27 protein-coding genes and 1 pseudogene are annotated in these 15,414 nt (G+C 52.1%); 5 read left to right on the forward strand and 23 right to left on the reverse strand.

Features of this window, described 5'->3' with window-relative positions; all coding sequences use genetic code 11:
- Positions 1-59 precede the first annotated feature (59 nt).
- From L692_RS0116305 to L692_RS0116415, 23 genes and pseudogenes are all read right to left on the reverse strand, one after another.
- Positions 60-254: an IDEAL domain-containing protein gene (locus tag L692_RS0116305; RefSeq protein WP_156940469.1), complete on the reverse strand. Its 195-nt coding sequence runs from the start codon at positions 252-254 to the stop codon at positions 60-62.
- Between the two features lie 32 nt (positions 255-286).
- Positions 287-1,138 (reverse strand): hypothetical protein, encoded by an 852-nt coding sequence (locus L692_RS30685; protein WP_025701192.1) that lies wholly within the window; start codon positions 1,136-1,138, stop codon positions 287-289.
- 22 nt (positions 1,139-1,160) lie between these two features.
- Positions 1,161-1,574 carry a RusA family crossover junction endodeoxyribonuclease gene (locus L692_RS0116315; protein WP_025701193.1) on the reverse strand — a complete coding sequence of 138 codons (414 nt, stop codon included), beginning with the start codon at positions 1,572-1,574 and terminating at the stop codon, positions 1,161-1,163.
- A gap of 134 nt (positions 1,575-1,708) precedes the next feature.
- On the reverse strand, positions 1,709-1,912 hold the full coding sequence (locus L692_RS0116320; protein WP_025701194.1) for a hypothetical protein: 204 nt from the start codon (positions 1,910-1,912) through the stop codon (positions 1,709-1,711).
- A complete protein-coding gene (locus L692_RS32875; protein ID WP_198027773.1) occupies positions 1,912-2,079 on the reverse strand; it encodes a DUF6906 family protein in 168 nt (55 codons plus the stop codon). Before L692_RS32875 ends, L692_RS0116320 begins: the two co-directional genes overlap by 1 nt.
- 16 nt (positions 2,080-2,095) lie before the next feature.
- Positions 2,096-3,493, reverse strand: a complete 1,398-nt coding sequence (gene dnaB / locus L692_RS0116330; protein ID WP_025701195.1) for a replicative DNA helicase — start codon at positions 3,491-3,493, stop codon at positions 2,096-2,098.
- Positions 3,486-3,821: a replicative helicase loader/inhibitor gene (locus L692_RS0116335; protein WP_025701196.1), complete on the reverse strand. Its 336-nt coding sequence runs from the start codon at positions 3,819-3,821 to the stop codon at positions 3,486-3,488. The genes dnaB and L692_RS0116335 overlap by 8 nt, the downstream gene beginning before the upstream one ends.
- Positions 3,754-4,725, reverse strand: a complete 972-nt coding sequence (locus L692_RS0116340; RefSeq protein ID WP_025701197.1) for a DnaD domain-containing protein — start codon at positions 4,723-4,725, stop codon at positions 3,754-3,756. Before L692_RS0116340 ends, L692_RS0116335 begins: the two co-directional genes overlap by 68 nt.
- A gap of 33 nt (positions 4,726-4,758) precedes the next feature.
- Positions 4,759-5,043: a hypothetical protein gene (locus tag L692_RS0116345; RefSeq protein ID WP_025701198.1), complete on the reverse strand. Its 285-nt coding sequence runs from the start codon at positions 5,041-5,043 to the stop codon at positions 4,759-4,761.
- Positions 5,040-5,246: a hypothetical protein gene (locus L692_RS0116350; RefSeq protein ID WP_025701199.1), complete on the reverse strand. Its 207-nt coding sequence runs from the start codon at positions 5,244-5,246 to the stop codon at positions 5,040-5,042. The genes L692_RS0116345 and L692_RS0116350 overlap by 4 nt, the downstream gene beginning before the upstream one ends.
- On the reverse strand, positions 5,243-5,434 hold the full coding sequence (locus L692_RS0116355) for a hypothetical protein (RefSeq protein WP_025701200.1): 192 nt from the start codon (positions 5,432-5,434) through the stop codon (positions 5,243-5,245). Before L692_RS0116355 ends, L692_RS0116350 begins: the two co-directional genes overlap by 4 nt.
- A pseudogene (locus tag L692_RS29115) lies at positions 5,431-6,138 on the reverse strand (MBL fold metallo-hydrolase). The gene L692_RS0116355 and the pseudogene L692_RS29115 overlap by 4 nt, the downstream one beginning before the upstream one ends.
- A gap of 3 nt (positions 6,139-6,141) precedes the next feature.
- Positions 6,142-7,179, reverse strand: a complete 1,038-nt coding sequence (locus tag L692_RS0116365; protein ID WP_025701201.1) for a recombinational DNA repair protein (RecE pathway) — start codon at positions 7,177-7,179, stop codon at positions 6,142-6,144.
- A 1-nt stretch (position 7,180) separates the two neighbouring features.
- Positions 7,181-9,169 carry a hypothetical protein gene (locus L692_RS0116370; protein ID WP_025701202.1) on the reverse strand — a complete coding sequence of 663 codons (1,989 nt, stop codon included), beginning with the start codon at positions 9,167-9,169 and terminating at the stop codon, positions 7,181-7,183.
- Positions 9,166-9,396 (reverse strand): hypothetical protein, encoded by a 231-nt coding sequence (locus L692_RS0116375; protein WP_025701203.1) that lies wholly within the window; start codon positions 9,394-9,396, stop codon positions 9,166-9,168. The genes L692_RS0116370 and L692_RS0116375 overlap by 4 nt, the downstream gene beginning before the upstream one ends.
- Positions 9,397-9,496: 100 nt before the next feature.
- Positions 9,497-9,745 (reverse strand): hypothetical protein, encoded by a 249-nt coding sequence (locus tag L692_RS0116380; RefSeq protein WP_025701204.1) that lies wholly within the window; start codon positions 9,743-9,745, stop codon positions 9,497-9,499.
- Positions 9,746-9,923: 178 nt separating this feature from the next.
- Entirely contained in the window at positions 9,924-10,115 is a 192-nt protein-coding gene (locus tag L692_RS0116385; protein ID WP_025701205.1) for a hypothetical protein, read from the reverse strand.
- A 120-nt stretch (positions 10,116-10,235) separates the two neighbouring features.
- Entirely contained in the window at positions 10,236-10,490 is a 255-nt protein-coding gene (locus L692_RS0116390; RefSeq protein WP_025701206.1) for a hypothetical protein, read from the reverse strand.
- Entirely contained in the window at positions 10,487-10,765 is a 279-nt protein-coding gene (locus tag L692_RS0116395; RefSeq protein WP_025701207.1) for a hypothetical protein, read from the reverse strand. The genes L692_RS0116390 and L692_RS0116395 overlap by 4 nt, the downstream gene beginning before the upstream one ends.
- A 10-nt stretch (positions 10,766-10,775) precedes the next feature.
- Positions 10,776-11,291 (reverse strand): helix-turn-helix domain-containing protein, encoded by a 516-nt coding sequence (locus L692_RS0116400; protein ID WP_025701208.1) that lies wholly within the window; start codon positions 11,289-11,291, stop codon positions 10,776-10,778.
- Between the two features lie 129 nt (positions 11,292-11,420).
- The gene (locus L692_RS31910; RefSeq protein WP_156940470.1) at positions 11,421-11,570 is read right to left on the reverse strand and encodes a hypothetical protein; all 150 of its coding nucleotides are present in this window, start codon (positions 11,568-11,570) and stop codon (positions 11,421-11,423) included.
- 14 nt (positions 11,571-11,584) lie between these two features.
- Positions 11,585-11,728, reverse strand: a complete 144-nt coding sequence (locus L692_RS31915; RefSeq protein WP_156940471.1) for a hypothetical protein — start codon at positions 11,726-11,728, stop codon at positions 11,585-11,587.
- Positions 11,729-11,968, reverse strand: a complete 240-nt coding sequence (locus tag L692_RS0116415; RefSeq protein WP_025701209.1) for a helix-turn-helix transcriptional regulator — start codon at positions 11,966-11,968, stop codon at positions 11,729-11,731.
- 149 nt (positions 11,969-12,117) lie between these two features.
- On the opposite strand from L692_RS0116415, the gene L692_RS0116420 reads away from it, so the two are divergent.
- The 5 genes from L692_RS0116420 to L692_RS30695 all read left to right on the forward strand — a co-directional run.
- Positions 12,118-12,459 carry a helix-turn-helix domain-containing protein gene (locus L692_RS0116420; protein ID WP_025701210.1) on the forward strand — a complete coding sequence of 114 codons (342 nt, stop codon included), beginning with the start codon at positions 12,118-12,120 and terminating at the stop codon, positions 12,457-12,459.
- Positions 12,460-12,472: 13 nt separating this feature from the next.
- Entirely contained in the window at positions 12,473-13,024 is a 552-nt protein-coding gene (locus L692_RS0116425) for a hypothetical protein (protein WP_025701211.1), read from the forward strand.
- 70 nt (positions 13,025-13,094) lie between these two features.
- Positions 13,095-13,949, forward strand: a complete 855-nt coding sequence (locus L692_RS30690) for an ImmA/IrrE family metallo-endopeptidase (protein ID WP_051503518.1) — start codon at positions 13,095-13,097, stop codon at positions 13,947-13,949.
- A 9-nt stretch (positions 13,950-13,958) separates the two neighbouring features.
- A complete protein-coding gene (locus tag L692_RS34055; protein ID WP_156940473.1) occupies positions 13,959-14,087 on the forward strand; it encodes a recombinase family protein in 129 nt (42 codons plus the stop codon).
- Between the two features lie 13 nt (positions 14,088-14,100).
- Positions 14,101-15,414: recombinase family protein (locus L692_RS30695; RefSeq protein ID WP_051503519.1), on the forward strand; the 1,314-nt coding region annotated here is incomplete at its 3' end.

Genomic DNA, 15,414 nt, shown 5'->3' on the forward strand with positions numbered 1-15,414 from the left:
TGTTTTATACTGGATATTGTCAGTAAGGGTCAAGCTGCATCACGTCCTTTCACAAAAAATCAATCCTTTCTAATCCCGGCCAACTCTGCCGAATACCGATAAAACGCCGCTTCATCCCGGCAATCCAGCGCCTGGTCGATCAGTCTCCGCAGCCGTTGCTCTCTAAACCGCTGAATCGATTTTTCCAGGATCACTTCGGCCAGCATGCCACGGGCTTGCTCATAGCGCATCTGCATATATGCATCAAGATACATTCCGAGCCCTCCTTTGTAAGAGAAGAAGCAGCTCACGCTGCTCCTCCGCCTCCTTGCATTTTCTTGGCCGCCAGTTTGCGGTAGGCATTGTACCGCGAGGACAATTGCCCGCTTGTCATGCCGTTCTCAATCGCAATTTCCCGCCAAACCTTATTCTCCTTCAAGCGTTTTTCAAGCAGGTCTGGGAATGGAATCGGCTGGCCCTCATACTCGATCTCTGGAAAGATTGGTCTCTCCTGCAGAATGAATTTATCCAATTCTTCCTTGCTTACCTCTTCCTGACTATCATGGTCTGCCGGATCGGCGTTGTCGGCTTCCCCGCCTTCGCCCGAAGCGGATTCTCCGGAAGCTTCGCCTTCGGTTCCTTCGCCATCCTGGCCATCTGCGGCAGGCTCGCCCTGCTCCCCGCCGGTTTGACCTTCGCCGTCCAGCCATTCCGGCTTCATCCCGGCGTCGCCAGGCTCTCCCTCGCCGGTTTGCTCCTGTTCCTGCTGCTCGGAACCTTCAATCTTGTCTGGTGATACTTCCCCTTCACCATCACCAGTCTGTTCACTGTCTGAACCTTCCTGCTGACTGAACAGGTTCGCTTGGTTTGGATCGTCTCCTTCCCGCTCTCCAATACTTGTAACGACACCTGAAGCGTCGGTAGTAACGCGACGTCCAGGGCTCGCTTGATACATGCCATCCTCATCCTCGCCAAAATCAAAAGCTCCTTGCGGATCGCCAAGGAACACATTGATTTCCTCGCCTTGGTTGCTACTCAGAAAGAGCAAATGCGGCAGTGCAGCCTTCAACGGGATAAGCAGCTTCACTTCTACGCTTGATTCGCCGATTTTAATACCCTTTGCGATTTCCCCAGTAAACTTTGCATGATCTTTTATCACCCTGAACCCATCCCCTTTGGATTTATTGGAGTTGCTTGATCTTTATTTCAATGCGCGGCCTGGCGCTGTATCGCTTTCGGACAAAAGCGTCCACCACCTGGCTGTCGTCCTTCCAAATCACTCCCTTCAGCGCATCCTTAACGCCTTTCAGGTAGTTGTCCGCATCCGGCTTGGAAACCGGAAGGATTTCGCCTCGCTCCGCTGCCGCTGCCTTTTTCCTGCTGAAGCTCTTCGGTGTGGAGCGGTAGGCAGTCACCGCGATTCCCAATGGCCCCTCCAGCAGCTTAGCTGGCGCATGTCCCGTAGCGGCTAGGCGAACATAATCTTTAAAATCCCTAGATTTCTTAGGGTCGTACAGCCTGACGAATCCGCCGACCGTGGTTGCCCGCGGTCTACCTTGCGCGACGGGTTCGCCGTAAACCACGAACTGGATCATGCTGCTTGCCTCCCCTCTGCCGAGGCGGCATCATAGCCGAGTCCAGCACATAGACTGTTCCTACAGCCATCCCGCTGTCGTCCCATACCGTGAAGAAGTTTCGCTGTTGGAAGAACGGATCTGGAAGCTTCCGCTTATTCTTCATCTTGCGCATCGCCCCCGCCTCCTTCCCGCTCGCCGAAGGTGATTTCATATTCGGCAATGCCCTCGTCAACTTCCGCCGGCTCCAGGTCGGAGAACTCAGCCAGCAAATCAGCCCGCTCAGGTTGCTTGCCGGTATCCATCACCCGGCGCCGGATATGATTGTAAACGTGCCAGTAATTCCGGCGCCCGATCATTACGCCCACCGCCGCACATTCCGCGTATTGCCGGAAACCCGGTGAATAATTATCAGTTCCGGAGTCTTCCCTTTGATATCCCGCTCGACTAACCAATTGTCTGCATTCAAGCCAGCCGCCTTGATTTCATCCTTCTGCCGGCGCGTCGGCCGCTTCCCTTGCTTCATGCTCGTTTCCTCCCTCTCACTGCGCCCATTTGCGCTTGTTTAAATCCTTCACGTTCTGCTGCTTCGGAGGCTGTTCATTATGGCCACGTTCATAATCCGCGAACCGGCAGAAATTCCGCATATACACAGCCTCCACCGTACCTGTTCCGGTGTTCCGCCCCTTGGCCACGATGATTTCGACGATGTTCTTCTTCTCGGTCTCTTGGTTGTAGTAATCGTCTCTGTACAGAAAATCCACTTCGTCAGCGTGAAACTCAATCTGGCCCGACTCCCGCAGGTCCGACATCATCGGCCGCTTGTCCTGACGCTGTTCGACGCTGCGGCCAAGCGAACTGATCGCGATGACGGGGCAATCCAACTCCCGGGCCATTTCCTTGAGCTGGGCGGTGATGTATCCGACCTCGGTGTCACGGTTCGGGAACTTCCGCCCTGCCGAAATCATCTGCAGGTAATCAACGATGATTTCGATCTCCCCGTGCTCCCGCTTGAATGACCGTGCTTTGGAACGAATTTGCTGAACGGTCATGCCAGGATCAGAATCGATATAGAGTGGCAGTTTGTCCATTTCGGAGGCTGCGGTCGTATATCGGGTCCAGTCGTCCTCATCCAGCCGTCCAGTTTTGAATTTCATACCGTCAATTCCGCCCATCATGGCGGCGAACCGATCCACGAGGGCGACATCGCTCATTTCAAGGCTGAAAAACGCAACTGCATTGACTGTTCCCGACTTCGATGCGGCGACCGCTTCGTTCATCTCCAGCGCCGTCTTTCCCACGGAAGGCCGGGCTGCAACGATGATCAGATCCCCTTTCTGGCGCCCGCCGGTCAGCTTGTCCAAATCAGTCAGTGCCGTCTTGACGCCGGTAAGCCCGCTATCGCGGTTCGCATAACGCCGCTCAACAACGTCAAAGTGATCACGTACCAAGACGCCCAGCTTGCGTAGACCCTTCCCCTTTGCCGTTTGATCAGCCATGGCGGCTGCTGTTTCCTGAAGGCCAGCTATAATCTCCTCCAGATTGTCCGACTGCTTCGCCCCTTGAAGTTGATCCTGCAACTGCCGAATGGCCTCGCGGTGAATGGAACGATTCTTGACGATGCTGGCGTAATACCTGAGATTGGACGCCGTGGGCACCGCCCGAGCGATCTTCGCCAGATAACTGACCCCGCCAATATCCTCAAGCTCTCCCCGGTCTTGAAGCTTCGCCGTCAAGGTAACCAGGTCGATCGATATGTCACTGTCTCGCAGTTCCTTCATGGCTTCGAAGATTTTGGGATGCTCTGGCTGATAAAATTCATCGCCAGACAGCATCTCGTCGGCATCATCAAACACTCCCGGGTCCAAAAGAACGGCCCCCAGCACCGCCTGCTCAGCGAGAATGCTGTACATCGGGCTGCTGTTGAATTCGTCACTCATCCGGATCACTCCCTTGAGGGAGCCATGGCGGCGGCGTTGCTTTCCGGGACCATTCGTCCATTTCCTGCAACCGCAGCGCCGTATCCGTGACGCCCAGGATGCTTACCGGACGCTCCGGGTCGTGAATAGGCTTCATCAGGTCTGCCGGCGTCGGTTGGAATGTACTGCGGCGGACATGTTGGAGCAGGTTTTGCTTTGCTCGCTCAAAAGGGTAATCTCCGAGAATCTCCGCCCACAGCGCGGCTTTAATCCCGGCCTCGTCAATCGAAAAATTTGGGTACGTGTTGTGAATGATCAGAAACAGTTGTGCTACCTCTGTTTTCTTCACGCTGTCCCTCCTCGTAAATCTTTTTGAGCACCTCGTTTCCATGCTCGTGCCTGTTCCTGTAGCCGTGAGGATTACCACGTTTTGGAGGACCGTGCCCGGATGCAGGCACCGACCTCGTAGCTTCAAACTGTGAATCTATCACCATGGCCGCTTCAAGTGTTTTGGCCTCAGCCCTGAAATAGTCATCCAGTATTTTCGTGATCAGGTTAAAACGGTATCTGGTGGAAGCAATCGCTGCGCGCTCAATAGCCCGAATAACGACTGCCTCCTCCATCCCGTCCTGATCGATATAAACTCCCAACTTGCTTGCTTGGAATGGATTGCATTCAAAACCGAACACTCGCTTGTGTGCCGCGTAAAACGATTCGTATGATTTCGGCTCCTCTGCCGCAGATGCAGCAGAAGAAGAAAGATCTTTTAATACAGTGTGCCGAAAGTGGTTCCCTGAGGTTACAGCTTTGGGAAAGTGGTAACCTGACGTAACAGCTTTATGGTCAACTTCCGAAAAGTTGTTCCCTAAGTGGTTCCCTGAGGTTACAACTTCCTGACCTACTTCCTCCGACCTGTTACCTGAGGTTACAGGTTTTGAAGGCCCAACAAGATGAAAATTGATAGAATACGTCCCTCTTGAAGACCCCCGGGGAGGAGGTTCATATGCGATTATTCCGGCCTCTACTAGCTTGGAGCGATAAACATTTAGGGTCTTGCGAGTGGCAATTCCCGTTTGAACCTGAAGCTCGGTATTGGTCATCTGAAAGGTCTGCATCCAGTCCAATTTGCTGGATTTGCGCCACAAAGCGACGGCTATAGCCAAACCTTCCGGGCCAAATTCCTCAGGTCCACCGATCGCTTCAAACTGGTTCAGTAGGCCGGAAAGAGATGGTTCTCTGGCTGTGTCGGACATCTACTCCCCCCTCCCGCAGCAGCCGTATATCGGTTAATTCTTGACGATTTTAATAAAAGTGCCGTTCATGCCCTTTGCCTGCAATCCGGCCTGAACACCATCAGTCAGTGCTTCGATGGTATTGCCCAGAAGGGGGCCGACCCCAGAGGAATCAATTGCTGCAATAGCAACGCATGATCCAAGCGCAAAGGATGCGGATTGCAGGAAATGGGCAATATGCTCTTTACTTTGGTCAGAAGCGCTCTCCAGTTTGTCCACCAGAAAATCCAAAATTTCGTTCGCTTCCTTCTTTGCCTGTTCTTCCGTCAAAGCGCTCATATGGCACGCTCCCTTTTCGTTTTTTCTTTCCATGCTTTGTCGCCCAGGCAATCGCCGGGGCTCGCCTCGAAATGCCGGCGGCCGAGGACGTAGGAAACAAATTTGTCCGTCGCCCGCTCGTAGTACATGCCATTCAGAACCGGCGGCGCCGGGGCGGATAGGTCCTCTTCACCAAATAAGTCCAGTTGCACAACATCATTCATGCCTGCCGCCCCCGATCATCCTGAATGTAGATGTACGGATACTTGGCACGAACCACTGAAAACCCCGGATATCCACGCTTGAAATACTCCCGCACCTCTCGCTTAAACGCCTCTTCGTCATCCCACAGCGCCCAAATTCTCTCCCCGATCATGCTTGTCCAGATACGCTCACCCATCGGACCATTCATCGCTCGGCCACCCGGACGACAGCGCCGGTCAACTCCTGTATTTCCCGCTTAAAGAGTGCGGCGTCGCTGTTACCGTCTGACAAGTGCAGCAGCCAAATCTCCTCGACACCGCGGGTATCATTGGCTTTCAGAAAATCTTTTACATGCTCCAGGCTGAAATGAGAGCGCAGCAGCCGTTTCTTCTGTGCCGGATGAAGCTCCCCGGCCAGAACCCGGCGGTTGACAATCTCCTGGGAATAGTTGCACTCGATCATGATATGAGTCAGGCCCGAGAAGCGGTATCTTCAGTAATAAGAATCAGTCAGGAAAACGAGCTTGTCGCCGTCCTGGTCAGCCAGAAGGAATCCCAACGGCTCCGCTGCGTCGTGTTCAACGCCAAACGGCAGAATCGTCCAGGAACCGACGGTGAATGTCTCCAGCGCCGTCACTGGGCGCAGGCGGTGCCCGGAAAGCTTAAGGGCCTCCGCCGTCCCCCGGCTGGTATACACCGGAATACCGGCGCGCATGATGTCCGCCGCTGCCCGGCTGTGATCGCCGTGCTCATGGGTAATCAGGCAACCGGCAATCTCCGACATGTGAAACTGCAAAGCCCGCTGAATCGCCTTATACGGAAAACCGGCTTCCAGCAGGAGCGCGGTCTGCCCATCCGTAATCCGGTAGGCGTTGCCGGCGCTGCTGGAGCCGAGACATTGGATATCGATCATGGGCTAAAACAGCATTTCTTCCTCCGGGTTCCCGCCAGCGGGCGGGTCCATCGGAGGAACGTCACCGGAGAAATCACCCGGAGTAGACGGGCCATCTGCCCCTTCAGCATTCGGAGTAACATCAATGATGTTCTTATTCGCATTAGCTCTAATCTCTTCATTAACTTCTGCCTCAGCAAAATCTTGCTCCATTTGCTTCAAGCGCAGATAATCATCGTCGATCTTCTGACTGTCAATGGTGATGTCGCTGTGAGCAGCACGGTAAACGGTTTTCCAGCACATTTTCTCGTACCAGCCCTCAACCGTTTCTTTGCCGACCTTTTTACCGTTTTCCCATTTATCCTTCTCGCCACCCCAAAACTCAGGGCTGGCATGATCCGGTTTCCGTTTTTCAATATCCTTGACAGTCATCATGACAAGTTTGTTTTTCTCAGGATTTTCAATGTATGAGTGGAAGTAGAAACCTCCCACAATCTTTCCTCGATCAAAAGCATTGGTGATTTCAAATTCGTACCCCTCATATTGATGGGTGGCGTCTTTCTTGATTGGTTTAAATCTATCAGTCGAGTAAACCAGTTCGACCGTTACATGGTTTGGAACATCCAGGCCATACTTCACAGCTTTAAGCTCAAGCCCTCTGTACCCTTCGACAAAACCGATATCATACTTGTTGGTATTGTTATTTTTGAAAGGAATCAGATTGATGTGATTCGGCTGCGCTGGGTCAAACCCGATCCGGGCATAAGCAACAACATCACGGGCCAGTTTGTCCATGTTCACGTTCGCCCAGGTCACAGACAACTGATCCCGGTATTTTTCAGATTTCTTGAGCCGCTTTTCCTCGGTAGTTTTCAGCACTGCATCCAAAGCAATAAAGTAATTCTGAGCCAGCCGCTTCTGGAAATTCGTCAGAGCGACCTCTCCCACACTTGAGCCAAATTCGGAAATGACTTTGGTCATGAAACGTTGGGATTGTGATAGTTCTTGCTTGGCGACAGCTTGCTCCCCGTTTTGGGAAGTTTGTTGTTTTTGTGTAGTCAAATCAAATCGCCTCCTGAATAGATTGGTTCTCCAGCCGAAGCTGCTTGTCAGCCGCGCTGACCACCAGCCTGATTACCTGAGCGTCCGTATCGATCAGTTGCGTTACGGCCTCCGCGTTGTCAACGAAAATCGGGGCTGAGAAGCCGTAATGGGCGCTTAGCGTCCGAATGATGTCCAGGCCGACATTGATCCGGGCCGCATTATTGAGCCCGCCATCATACGGCACGCCCTGATAGAGAGTGTCGCAAACCTCTTTCATGCCACCATTGACCTGCTCCTCGAACAGCCGGAAGCGGGCCAGGCGGAACTTGCTGTTGATCTTAGCGTCCAGCATGCTGACCTTCGTGCGGGTAAACTCTTCGCAGAGAAACAATTCCCGCTGAATCCGCTCGTACTCGGCGGCGAGGTCACTCTCCTGCTGCTCCAGCTCGGAGATCCGCTGCTCTGCCCGCCGGATGCCGTCGAACTTGGCCAGGTCACTCTCCATGTCTTCGACCTCCCGGCGGAGCCGCCCGATCTCATCCCGGACGGTTGCCGCAGCGGACTGGCTTGACTCGCGGAGCTGCTTGATTTCCTCCTGCAGCCGGGCCGCCTCCGCTTGCTTGCCGGCATATTCCGGATCAGCCGCCGGGTCCTTGACGCCCGAACGCAGGTCGGCCAACTCCGCATCGGCGGTGGAAATCCCCGTTTGAAGCACGGCCAAGGCGTCGTTCAGTTGATCAATCTCAGTTTGCAGCCGGACAACCTCCTGTTCGAACCTCTCAGCTTCGGCTACCGCTGCCTTGCCGTCGACATTGATGCGCTCCTTCCGGTCGGAGATCTGGCGATTGAAGTCGGCTTCGGCTTTGGCATGAGCGGCTTGAATCTGTTCAGCCGGCAGGACCTGGCCGCAAGTCGGGCAGTTTTCTTCATGATGGTGCTCGAAGATCTGCTCTTTCAGGGCCGCGAACTCCGCCCGCAGCCGGTCCGCCTCCTGACGACGCCCGGCGGCCAGACGCTCGTTTTGCTTAATCCGCTGCTGCTTGTCCTCGACATTCCGGCGGTAACGATCCTGTTCCTGATGCATTCGGTTGACCTCATCCCGTTTCAAGGCCACCTTGTCCAGAACAGCCGACTGCAGCCGAGACTTGATTTCTAACTGCTCTGTCTCGATCTCGCGAAGGCGTTTCTCCTTGGCCGCTATCTCACCGCCGGATAAGATACGGGAAACCTCTGCTTCCCGCGCCTCAATTCGGCTCCGGAGCAGCGCGATGTCATCCTTCAGCAAGTCTTCGTCCAGTTCGGCAACGTCCGGCATTTGCCGCTGGACTTCGCTGATCCGGACCGGGAGCTCACTTATCTCCCTATTAATGGAAGAAATCCGGGCGGAAATGACCTTTTTATGAGACTCCATATCCCTTCCGGCCAGGATATCCGGTAGGAGCTCCAGCTCTTTGTTACCGTGAATGACCTCGGCATCCGTCAGGTCGCCGCACACTTCGAGCAGCGTCTTGCGCCGCTGGTCTTTGCTCAGGATCTCATTAAAGTAGGCCGGGCTGGTCAGCAGCCGGAACAAATCTTCCTTGATCACTGAATCTACCTCAGCTTGATATTCCCTCATGCTGCAAGGGACTCCGTCGACATAATAGGTGGTCGAATGCCCCTCGAAGGTCTCAACCGGCGCGCCGCGCTTCTTCGTCCATTTCTCGGCATACACCCGACGGAAAGTCCGGCGGCGGCCGTCTACGAGCAGCGTTGCCTCCACTTCATGCTCCAACTTGTGCTGAAGCACCTTCCCGGAACTGTTCAGCGTCTTGATCTCGAATTTTTGCTCTGTCCGGTTCGCGCTGTCCTTGCCGAACAAGGCCCACAGGAACCCATCGAACAGAGTGGTCTTGCCCGTGGCATTATCACCGTAGACATCAACGTCCCCACCGTTTGCGGCGAGGACAAATTCTTTAATCCCTTTAAAATTACGGAGTGTCAGGCGCTCCAAACCGATACGCTTCAAGCGATCTCCTCCTTGGCTGCCGGAGTTACCGGCTGCGGATATTTGATATTGTCCAGGTGCGAATTCACTGCATATGCAACATCCGCAATGACATCGTCAGACAAATGAAGCTGAACTGATTGGCCTTCGGAACGCAGCGTCAGCACCGCGGGTGAATAATGGTTTTTCGGAGTTATTTCAACTTCTACTGGTTTACCCTTGGGATCAAATGATATTGCCATACCCATGATTCCAATCACTCCCTCTTGTGTAATGCGCCCCCACCTGCTAAGATGAGGGCAAGAGCATATTTAATTGTCAAGGAACAGAATGGCCGCCTGCACGCGGTCATTTTTGCGTTTCCGGTGGATCGTCGTGCTCGGCAATCGTCTTCCAGTCCACTATTACCGGGGCATTTTCGATGCTGGTGATAAGATCGCCGTTCTCGTCTTCAACGAAATACTCCGAATGAACATGGCTTTCAGATTCACTTCCGACCTGCCTAATTGCGATTACTTCATGACCATCAATCTCCGTACCGACTTCAAAGAACCGGTTAGGGTTACTCAGCACTGTCAATTTCTGAATGACTTGCATAAGAGGCCTCCTTCCTATGTAATTTTCAAGGTGGGCGAGGGAGTAATTGCACCAATAAATACGGCCTTTTCGGCTCCCTTGACCTATTTGAACCGCCACCACCTTGCGGTTTCCCGCGACCATCGCCCTCGAAAGGGCTAGGTTTCGTCCGTTCCGCAACAGACTCTTCAGGCGGTCATTACACTCTTGGCGGCCAGTCCCATTGTTCCGCCCCATTTCCTTGACGAACGTTCAAAGCGTTGAACTGTCTGCCAAATTCATTCCACACAGCCAAGTTCACAACGTCGTCCAACACCCATGTGATTATTGCAGCGAACGTCTTACCTTCAGTGTCGCGATAGTGCACAATTCGCCCGATAGATGGCTTCATAGAGTAGTCCTCCCTTCCCTATGTATTGATGCGTCGGTCGCATCTTGGAGCACCGGAAGGAGGAGTGCCCCGAAGGGCTCCGATGCTCCAAGACAGGGCCGAGGCCGCTGTCACAGGCGCCTATTCATCGGGCGCCTGAATGATATAGTTGAAAATGAACTGCCTGTCCGCTTCCGGGTAAAATGGAAGGCCGGCGATCTCATTCCGGCACCGAAGGTGAAGCTCATCCCTTCTGCGCCAGAGTGCTTGAAACTCTTCCGACAACGGCGAAATTTGACGTACAGCCTTGAGGAGCTCATCGGTGTTTTGCTTCAATTCTTCCCGGGTTTCGATGTACCGCCGGGCGAAAGGAAGAGCGATTTCTGCCGTACTCACGCCGCCCCCTCCTTGCGCTTTTGACGATCAAGGGTTAAAATGGACGACAAGAGACTTATTAAGCGAGTTCTCAAATTCAGCGACTGCCCTGGCCGGCGGTCGTTTTTCATTTCTGTTTCCGATTCTGCAACGCGGATCACTTGGTTCAGATAAGCCTCAGCATACTCAATCTTCCCCGGTAGCATGGTTTCCGGGTTCTGCCGGATCACCTGCAGGTTATGCATGGCCCGCTCCCCTGCCGCTCTTGCTTCGGCTACCAATTCTGCTCTGTCCATCCTTCAACCCTCATTTCAAGTAATGTTTTGATGCCATTTCCGACCGGTGTTCACTCCATAATCCAAGGTAGGAAAAGCCATATTTCCGGCATTGCACAGCGACATTGTGAGTCAACGCCGTGATCGCTTCGATCTGCTCAAGTAAAGCACCCTTGATTTGCCCTCGTTCCCGATCGGTCAATTGCTCTGAATGCTTGGTAATCGGCAACTTGAGCAACGCCTCTTCCGCCTCCCGAATCTCTTCGATCGTCTTTATGTAGGCGGAGCTGGGATGCAAATCCGCCCCACTCAGCCACGGAACCGATGCCCCACCGGTGACTTCGGCCGCCGCTGCGATGTACAATTGCCCGTCATCGTAATGTAAAGCAGCCGCATGCATGACCGGCTTTGATGGCTTCCGACTGCCTTTAATGATCTTCCCAATCTGTGAGCCGTCTACATGAGCGGCTCGCCCGACTTTTGCTAAAGTGTCTCCCTTCTGCTTCATCATGTCCTTCAACGCTTGGGGAAAATGTCCAATTGCCAAGTTACGATCACCTCATTTGTCCAATTTGATGGGATGCTTTTGGACAGAGGCCTGATGTATGATTTTCTTAAGCAATTCCCCTTGCCCATTCCCTTCCCGCCGACAGCGGTACAGTTCGGCGGGTTTTTCTCACCCAGCAGCATCTTCTTGCTTGGCTTTGCGATCCTGCTGAATCTGTTCCGCATACTTGACGTTTGCGGCTGCCAAGAATTTATGAAGCTTGTCCCAAGCTTTATCCGAGAGCCCGGGATTATAGGGCGCTGGCACTTGTTTTTTCATGATCGGAACCTCCTTTAGAATTTCAGCAATACATAACGGGTTTTGTTTTGATCGGGCCAGATGCTGTGCAACGTCCAGCCTTCATTGAGAAGCTTGTCCGCTTCGGTCCAGTCATGTGTTTCGCGAACGCCAGTAGCGTCGGTCAGGCGATGTTCCATTTAGATCACCTCCTTCTGTAAGGAAGGTTTATGAAACGTTTTGTTGCTTGTATCTGCAAAAAAAAGTGTCCAGTCAAATTTAAGAACGGAAGCAATTCTTTTTGCGAGATCAACACTGGGATTTCGATTACCAGCTTCGATCATTCCATAATATTGGCGACTGATACCAGAACTTTCTGCAATTGAATCTTGGGTTTTACCATCAGCATTACGTAAATCAATCAACCATTGTCTCGCCATTTCACCACCCCTATGCAACAATTCGTTTCGTTGATACACACAATATAACGCAACGTTTTGTTTCTGTCAATAGTTCTATGCTTCTTTTTGTTGCGTATACTTTTTAGCAACAATAAGTTGCGTTATACTCCTCCTAAAGAGGTGATAACGTGATCCGTCTCGATCGTTTAAGAGAACGAAGGATTGAAAATAAGTTGACCCATGAAGAATTGGCTGAGAAGCTTGGAATTTCGCGCCAAGGATATGGAAATTACGAGTCTGGAAAACGTGATATCGATACTGATACACTTGCCCGAATTTGCCAGATTCTTGACACTGACTCCGACTATCTACTTGGACTTACAGATAAACCGAAGTGGGAACCAAGTCTTTCATTCTACGGAGGTCCTGAAGGTTTGACAGAAGACGAGTTGGAAGAAGCCGAGGCTGCTGTAAGACGGTACCGTGAGATGAAGGAACGAGCTGCAAGAGAAGCCGAGAAGAATAAATAACGCTGGGGGAAGTATGAAAAAGCTAGTGCTTGTTTTATTTTCGATTTTTGTCTTAGCAGGCTGTGGTCCATCCAAAGCACATGAGGCGGCAGACTTGGCTAAGCAAGCAGATCAACATTACAACTCAGGTGACTTGCAGAGCGCCGAAGCAGTGTATCAGAAGTCGCTGGACACGGCAGAAGACCCAGAGGTCAGACAAAAGCTCACCACTACCCAAAATGAGATCGCTGCACTCGATGCTGTGAGGAAATCGCTGAATGAACTCAAATCATCTAAGCTTGAGATTTTACAGGCGACTGAGCCAGCGGATCAGTTGGAAGTGGCTAAAAGAATTGAGACAATCGTTACTGATCTCCCAAATATATCGGCACCCGAGTCAACAGGAGTCTCCTATTATCTAGAGAAGCTTAAAAATGACACAGATTTATTCATGGTCCAAACCAATATAAGTCTTTATATTACATACCTACAAAGTGGTATCTCAGGAGAAGATAGTTTTTCAAAGTTATCAGACTCCATTGATATTTTCCTGAAGGATCATTCAGCAATCAGCAATTACAAATAACTATAAGCCAGCAATGGCTTTTCTTTTACACCAAAAACCGAACATACGTGCGCTAAATGGAGGATGTTACATGGATATGAACAAATATTTCAAAACTTTATTGGAGCAGAGCATCGAAGAATACTACATCGCAAACGGCATTTTGACTCCAGATGATCTTGTTATCGACCGAATCGCTGAAATCTTCGACGTTGATGTAGCTTACAACGAGCTCCGGACATTCTCTGATAATGAGCTTCGTGTGATCTTCATATGCCTTACCGATGATCTTAATGCAAGACGCCTGTCATTCTTTCATGAACTCTGTCACGTATTACGGCATGCCGGAGATCAGCGGCGAATGCCTGAGCTATTCCTCCAGTTGCAGGAGGCTGATGCTGATCGCTTCAGCCTATATGCTGCTCTCCCTTTTTTCATGTTGGAAACGATTCGGCTTCCGCAATCAGAGGATGAAGCTGCTGGTCTTCTCGGAAAGGTCTTTCAGGTACCGCCCAAGTTGGCCAAGGAGCGACTAACTCAGATTAAAGAACGGATCTCTGGCGTTGAATTCATGGAGAGCTTTACATATACAGCGGCAGCCATGGAAGAACGCATACCAGAACCGATAAACTCAGATCCAGTCATTCGGGGGATATACGGCCTCGAAGACCTCTCCCGGCCGCACACGCTCGTCATCGAGCAACGTGAAGGGTTTGACTGGGAAAGCCCGCTACATATTGAGGTAGACGGCTGCTTCAAGAGTGTCGATTCGCAGTCGCATTCGTACCGTGACGGGGCTGTTGTCCGATCCGGTGATCTGAAAATCCCCCGGGGCCACGCTGGCTATGTAACGATCGATATGGGGCGTATTGCCTCCCGGCACGGACAGACGGCGAATAGATTGTTTTTGCCAATGGAAGCTGTCGATGATGCGATAAATTTTTAAGATAACCAAATTCAAAGGAGAGATTTTGATACTGTCGTCGTTACTGATCCCAGCCGATTGTTCAGGGATGCCGCTGCATTCGTGGAATTTGAACACGGTCTATTGCAACAAGGAATACAATTAATATTTGCTCAGTAATGAGGTGACCCACATGGTAGCAAAAGCAGATAAAACACCAATTGGCGTGATGAGGGCCGCCATATACATCCGCGTCTCCACCGACATGCAGGCAGAGGAAGGATTTAGCATCGAAGGCCAGCGTAGCCGCCTGACCAGCTTTGCTGAGTCCCAGGACTGGAGCATATACGATTTTTATGTGGATGACGGGTATTCAGCCAAGGATTTAAAGCGCCCAGACATGCAACGCATGCTGGCCGATATGGAAGAAAGGAAATTCGATGTCGTCCTGGTATACAAATTGGACCGTCTCACACGCTCTGTTGCTGACCTGCACGCATTGCTCAAGACATTTGACCTACACGGCGTCAAGTTTAAGAGCTCCACAGAGATTTTTGAGACGACTACGGCCATGGGGCGGTTCTTCATCACTCTCGTCGGTGCAATGGCTGAATGGGAGCGTGGGACGATCTCAGAGCGTGTACGCTTTGGTGTCGAGCAAATGGTCGCAGAAGGACGGCGCCCCGGCGGTGTACTGCCGTATGGGTATACGCAACAAGGTCAGTTAATTCCCGAAGAGGCCGAGCTGATCCGTGAGGTCAGGAAAATGTATTTAAGCGGGAAGGGGTATAAGACAATCGCTATGAAGCTCAATCGGTCCAACAAACAGCGCCGCGGGCATGACTGGACAGATGCAACCGTTGGGTACACGCTGGAGAATCCGTTCTACGCCGGTATCATACGGCTGGGTTCGAAGACAGCAGCCGGGACCTACGTAAATAGCAAGCGTGACGAGAGGGTGAAATGTATTTACGGCAAAGGGAGCCATGAAGCGATATTTACCCAGGAGGAATACGACGAGATCAAGGCATTTATGGCCAGAAAAGCCAAGGGCGGCTACAGCCGGAATAGTATCTATTGGTTTAGCGGCGTGCTGCGTTGCGGCCGTTGCGGGGCGGCAATGTTTGGTCGCCTATCGACAAAGCGGACGACCACAAAGGGAGAAGTCCGCACCCAATATTACATCTGCTCCAACCGGCATCACAGCAAGTCGTGTGACCTTCCGATCTTCCGGCAGATTCATGTCGAGCATTTGGTCCTCCAGTATATCGAGCAGTTGCAGGTCGACATGGACAGACTCACAGAGGAAGCCAAGCGAATAACGGATGATGAGGGTAAGAAAAAGACGGAGATCGATAAGGAGAAACGGGAACTCGCTAAGATATCGGAGCGCCGGGAGAAGTGGCAATATATGTTCGTCGAAGGGTTAATCTCAAAAGACGATATCCGGAAGAAGATGGCCGAGGAAGATACCAAGGAGCGGACCGTCCGGCAGCGGATAAACCAC

Source organism: Paenibacillus forsythiae T98, assembly GCF_000520735.1.
In the GTDB taxonomy this organism is placed as follows: domain Bacteria; phylum Bacillota; class Bacilli; order Paenibacillales; family Paenibacillaceae; genus Paenibacillus_AQ; species Paenibacillus_AQ forsythiae.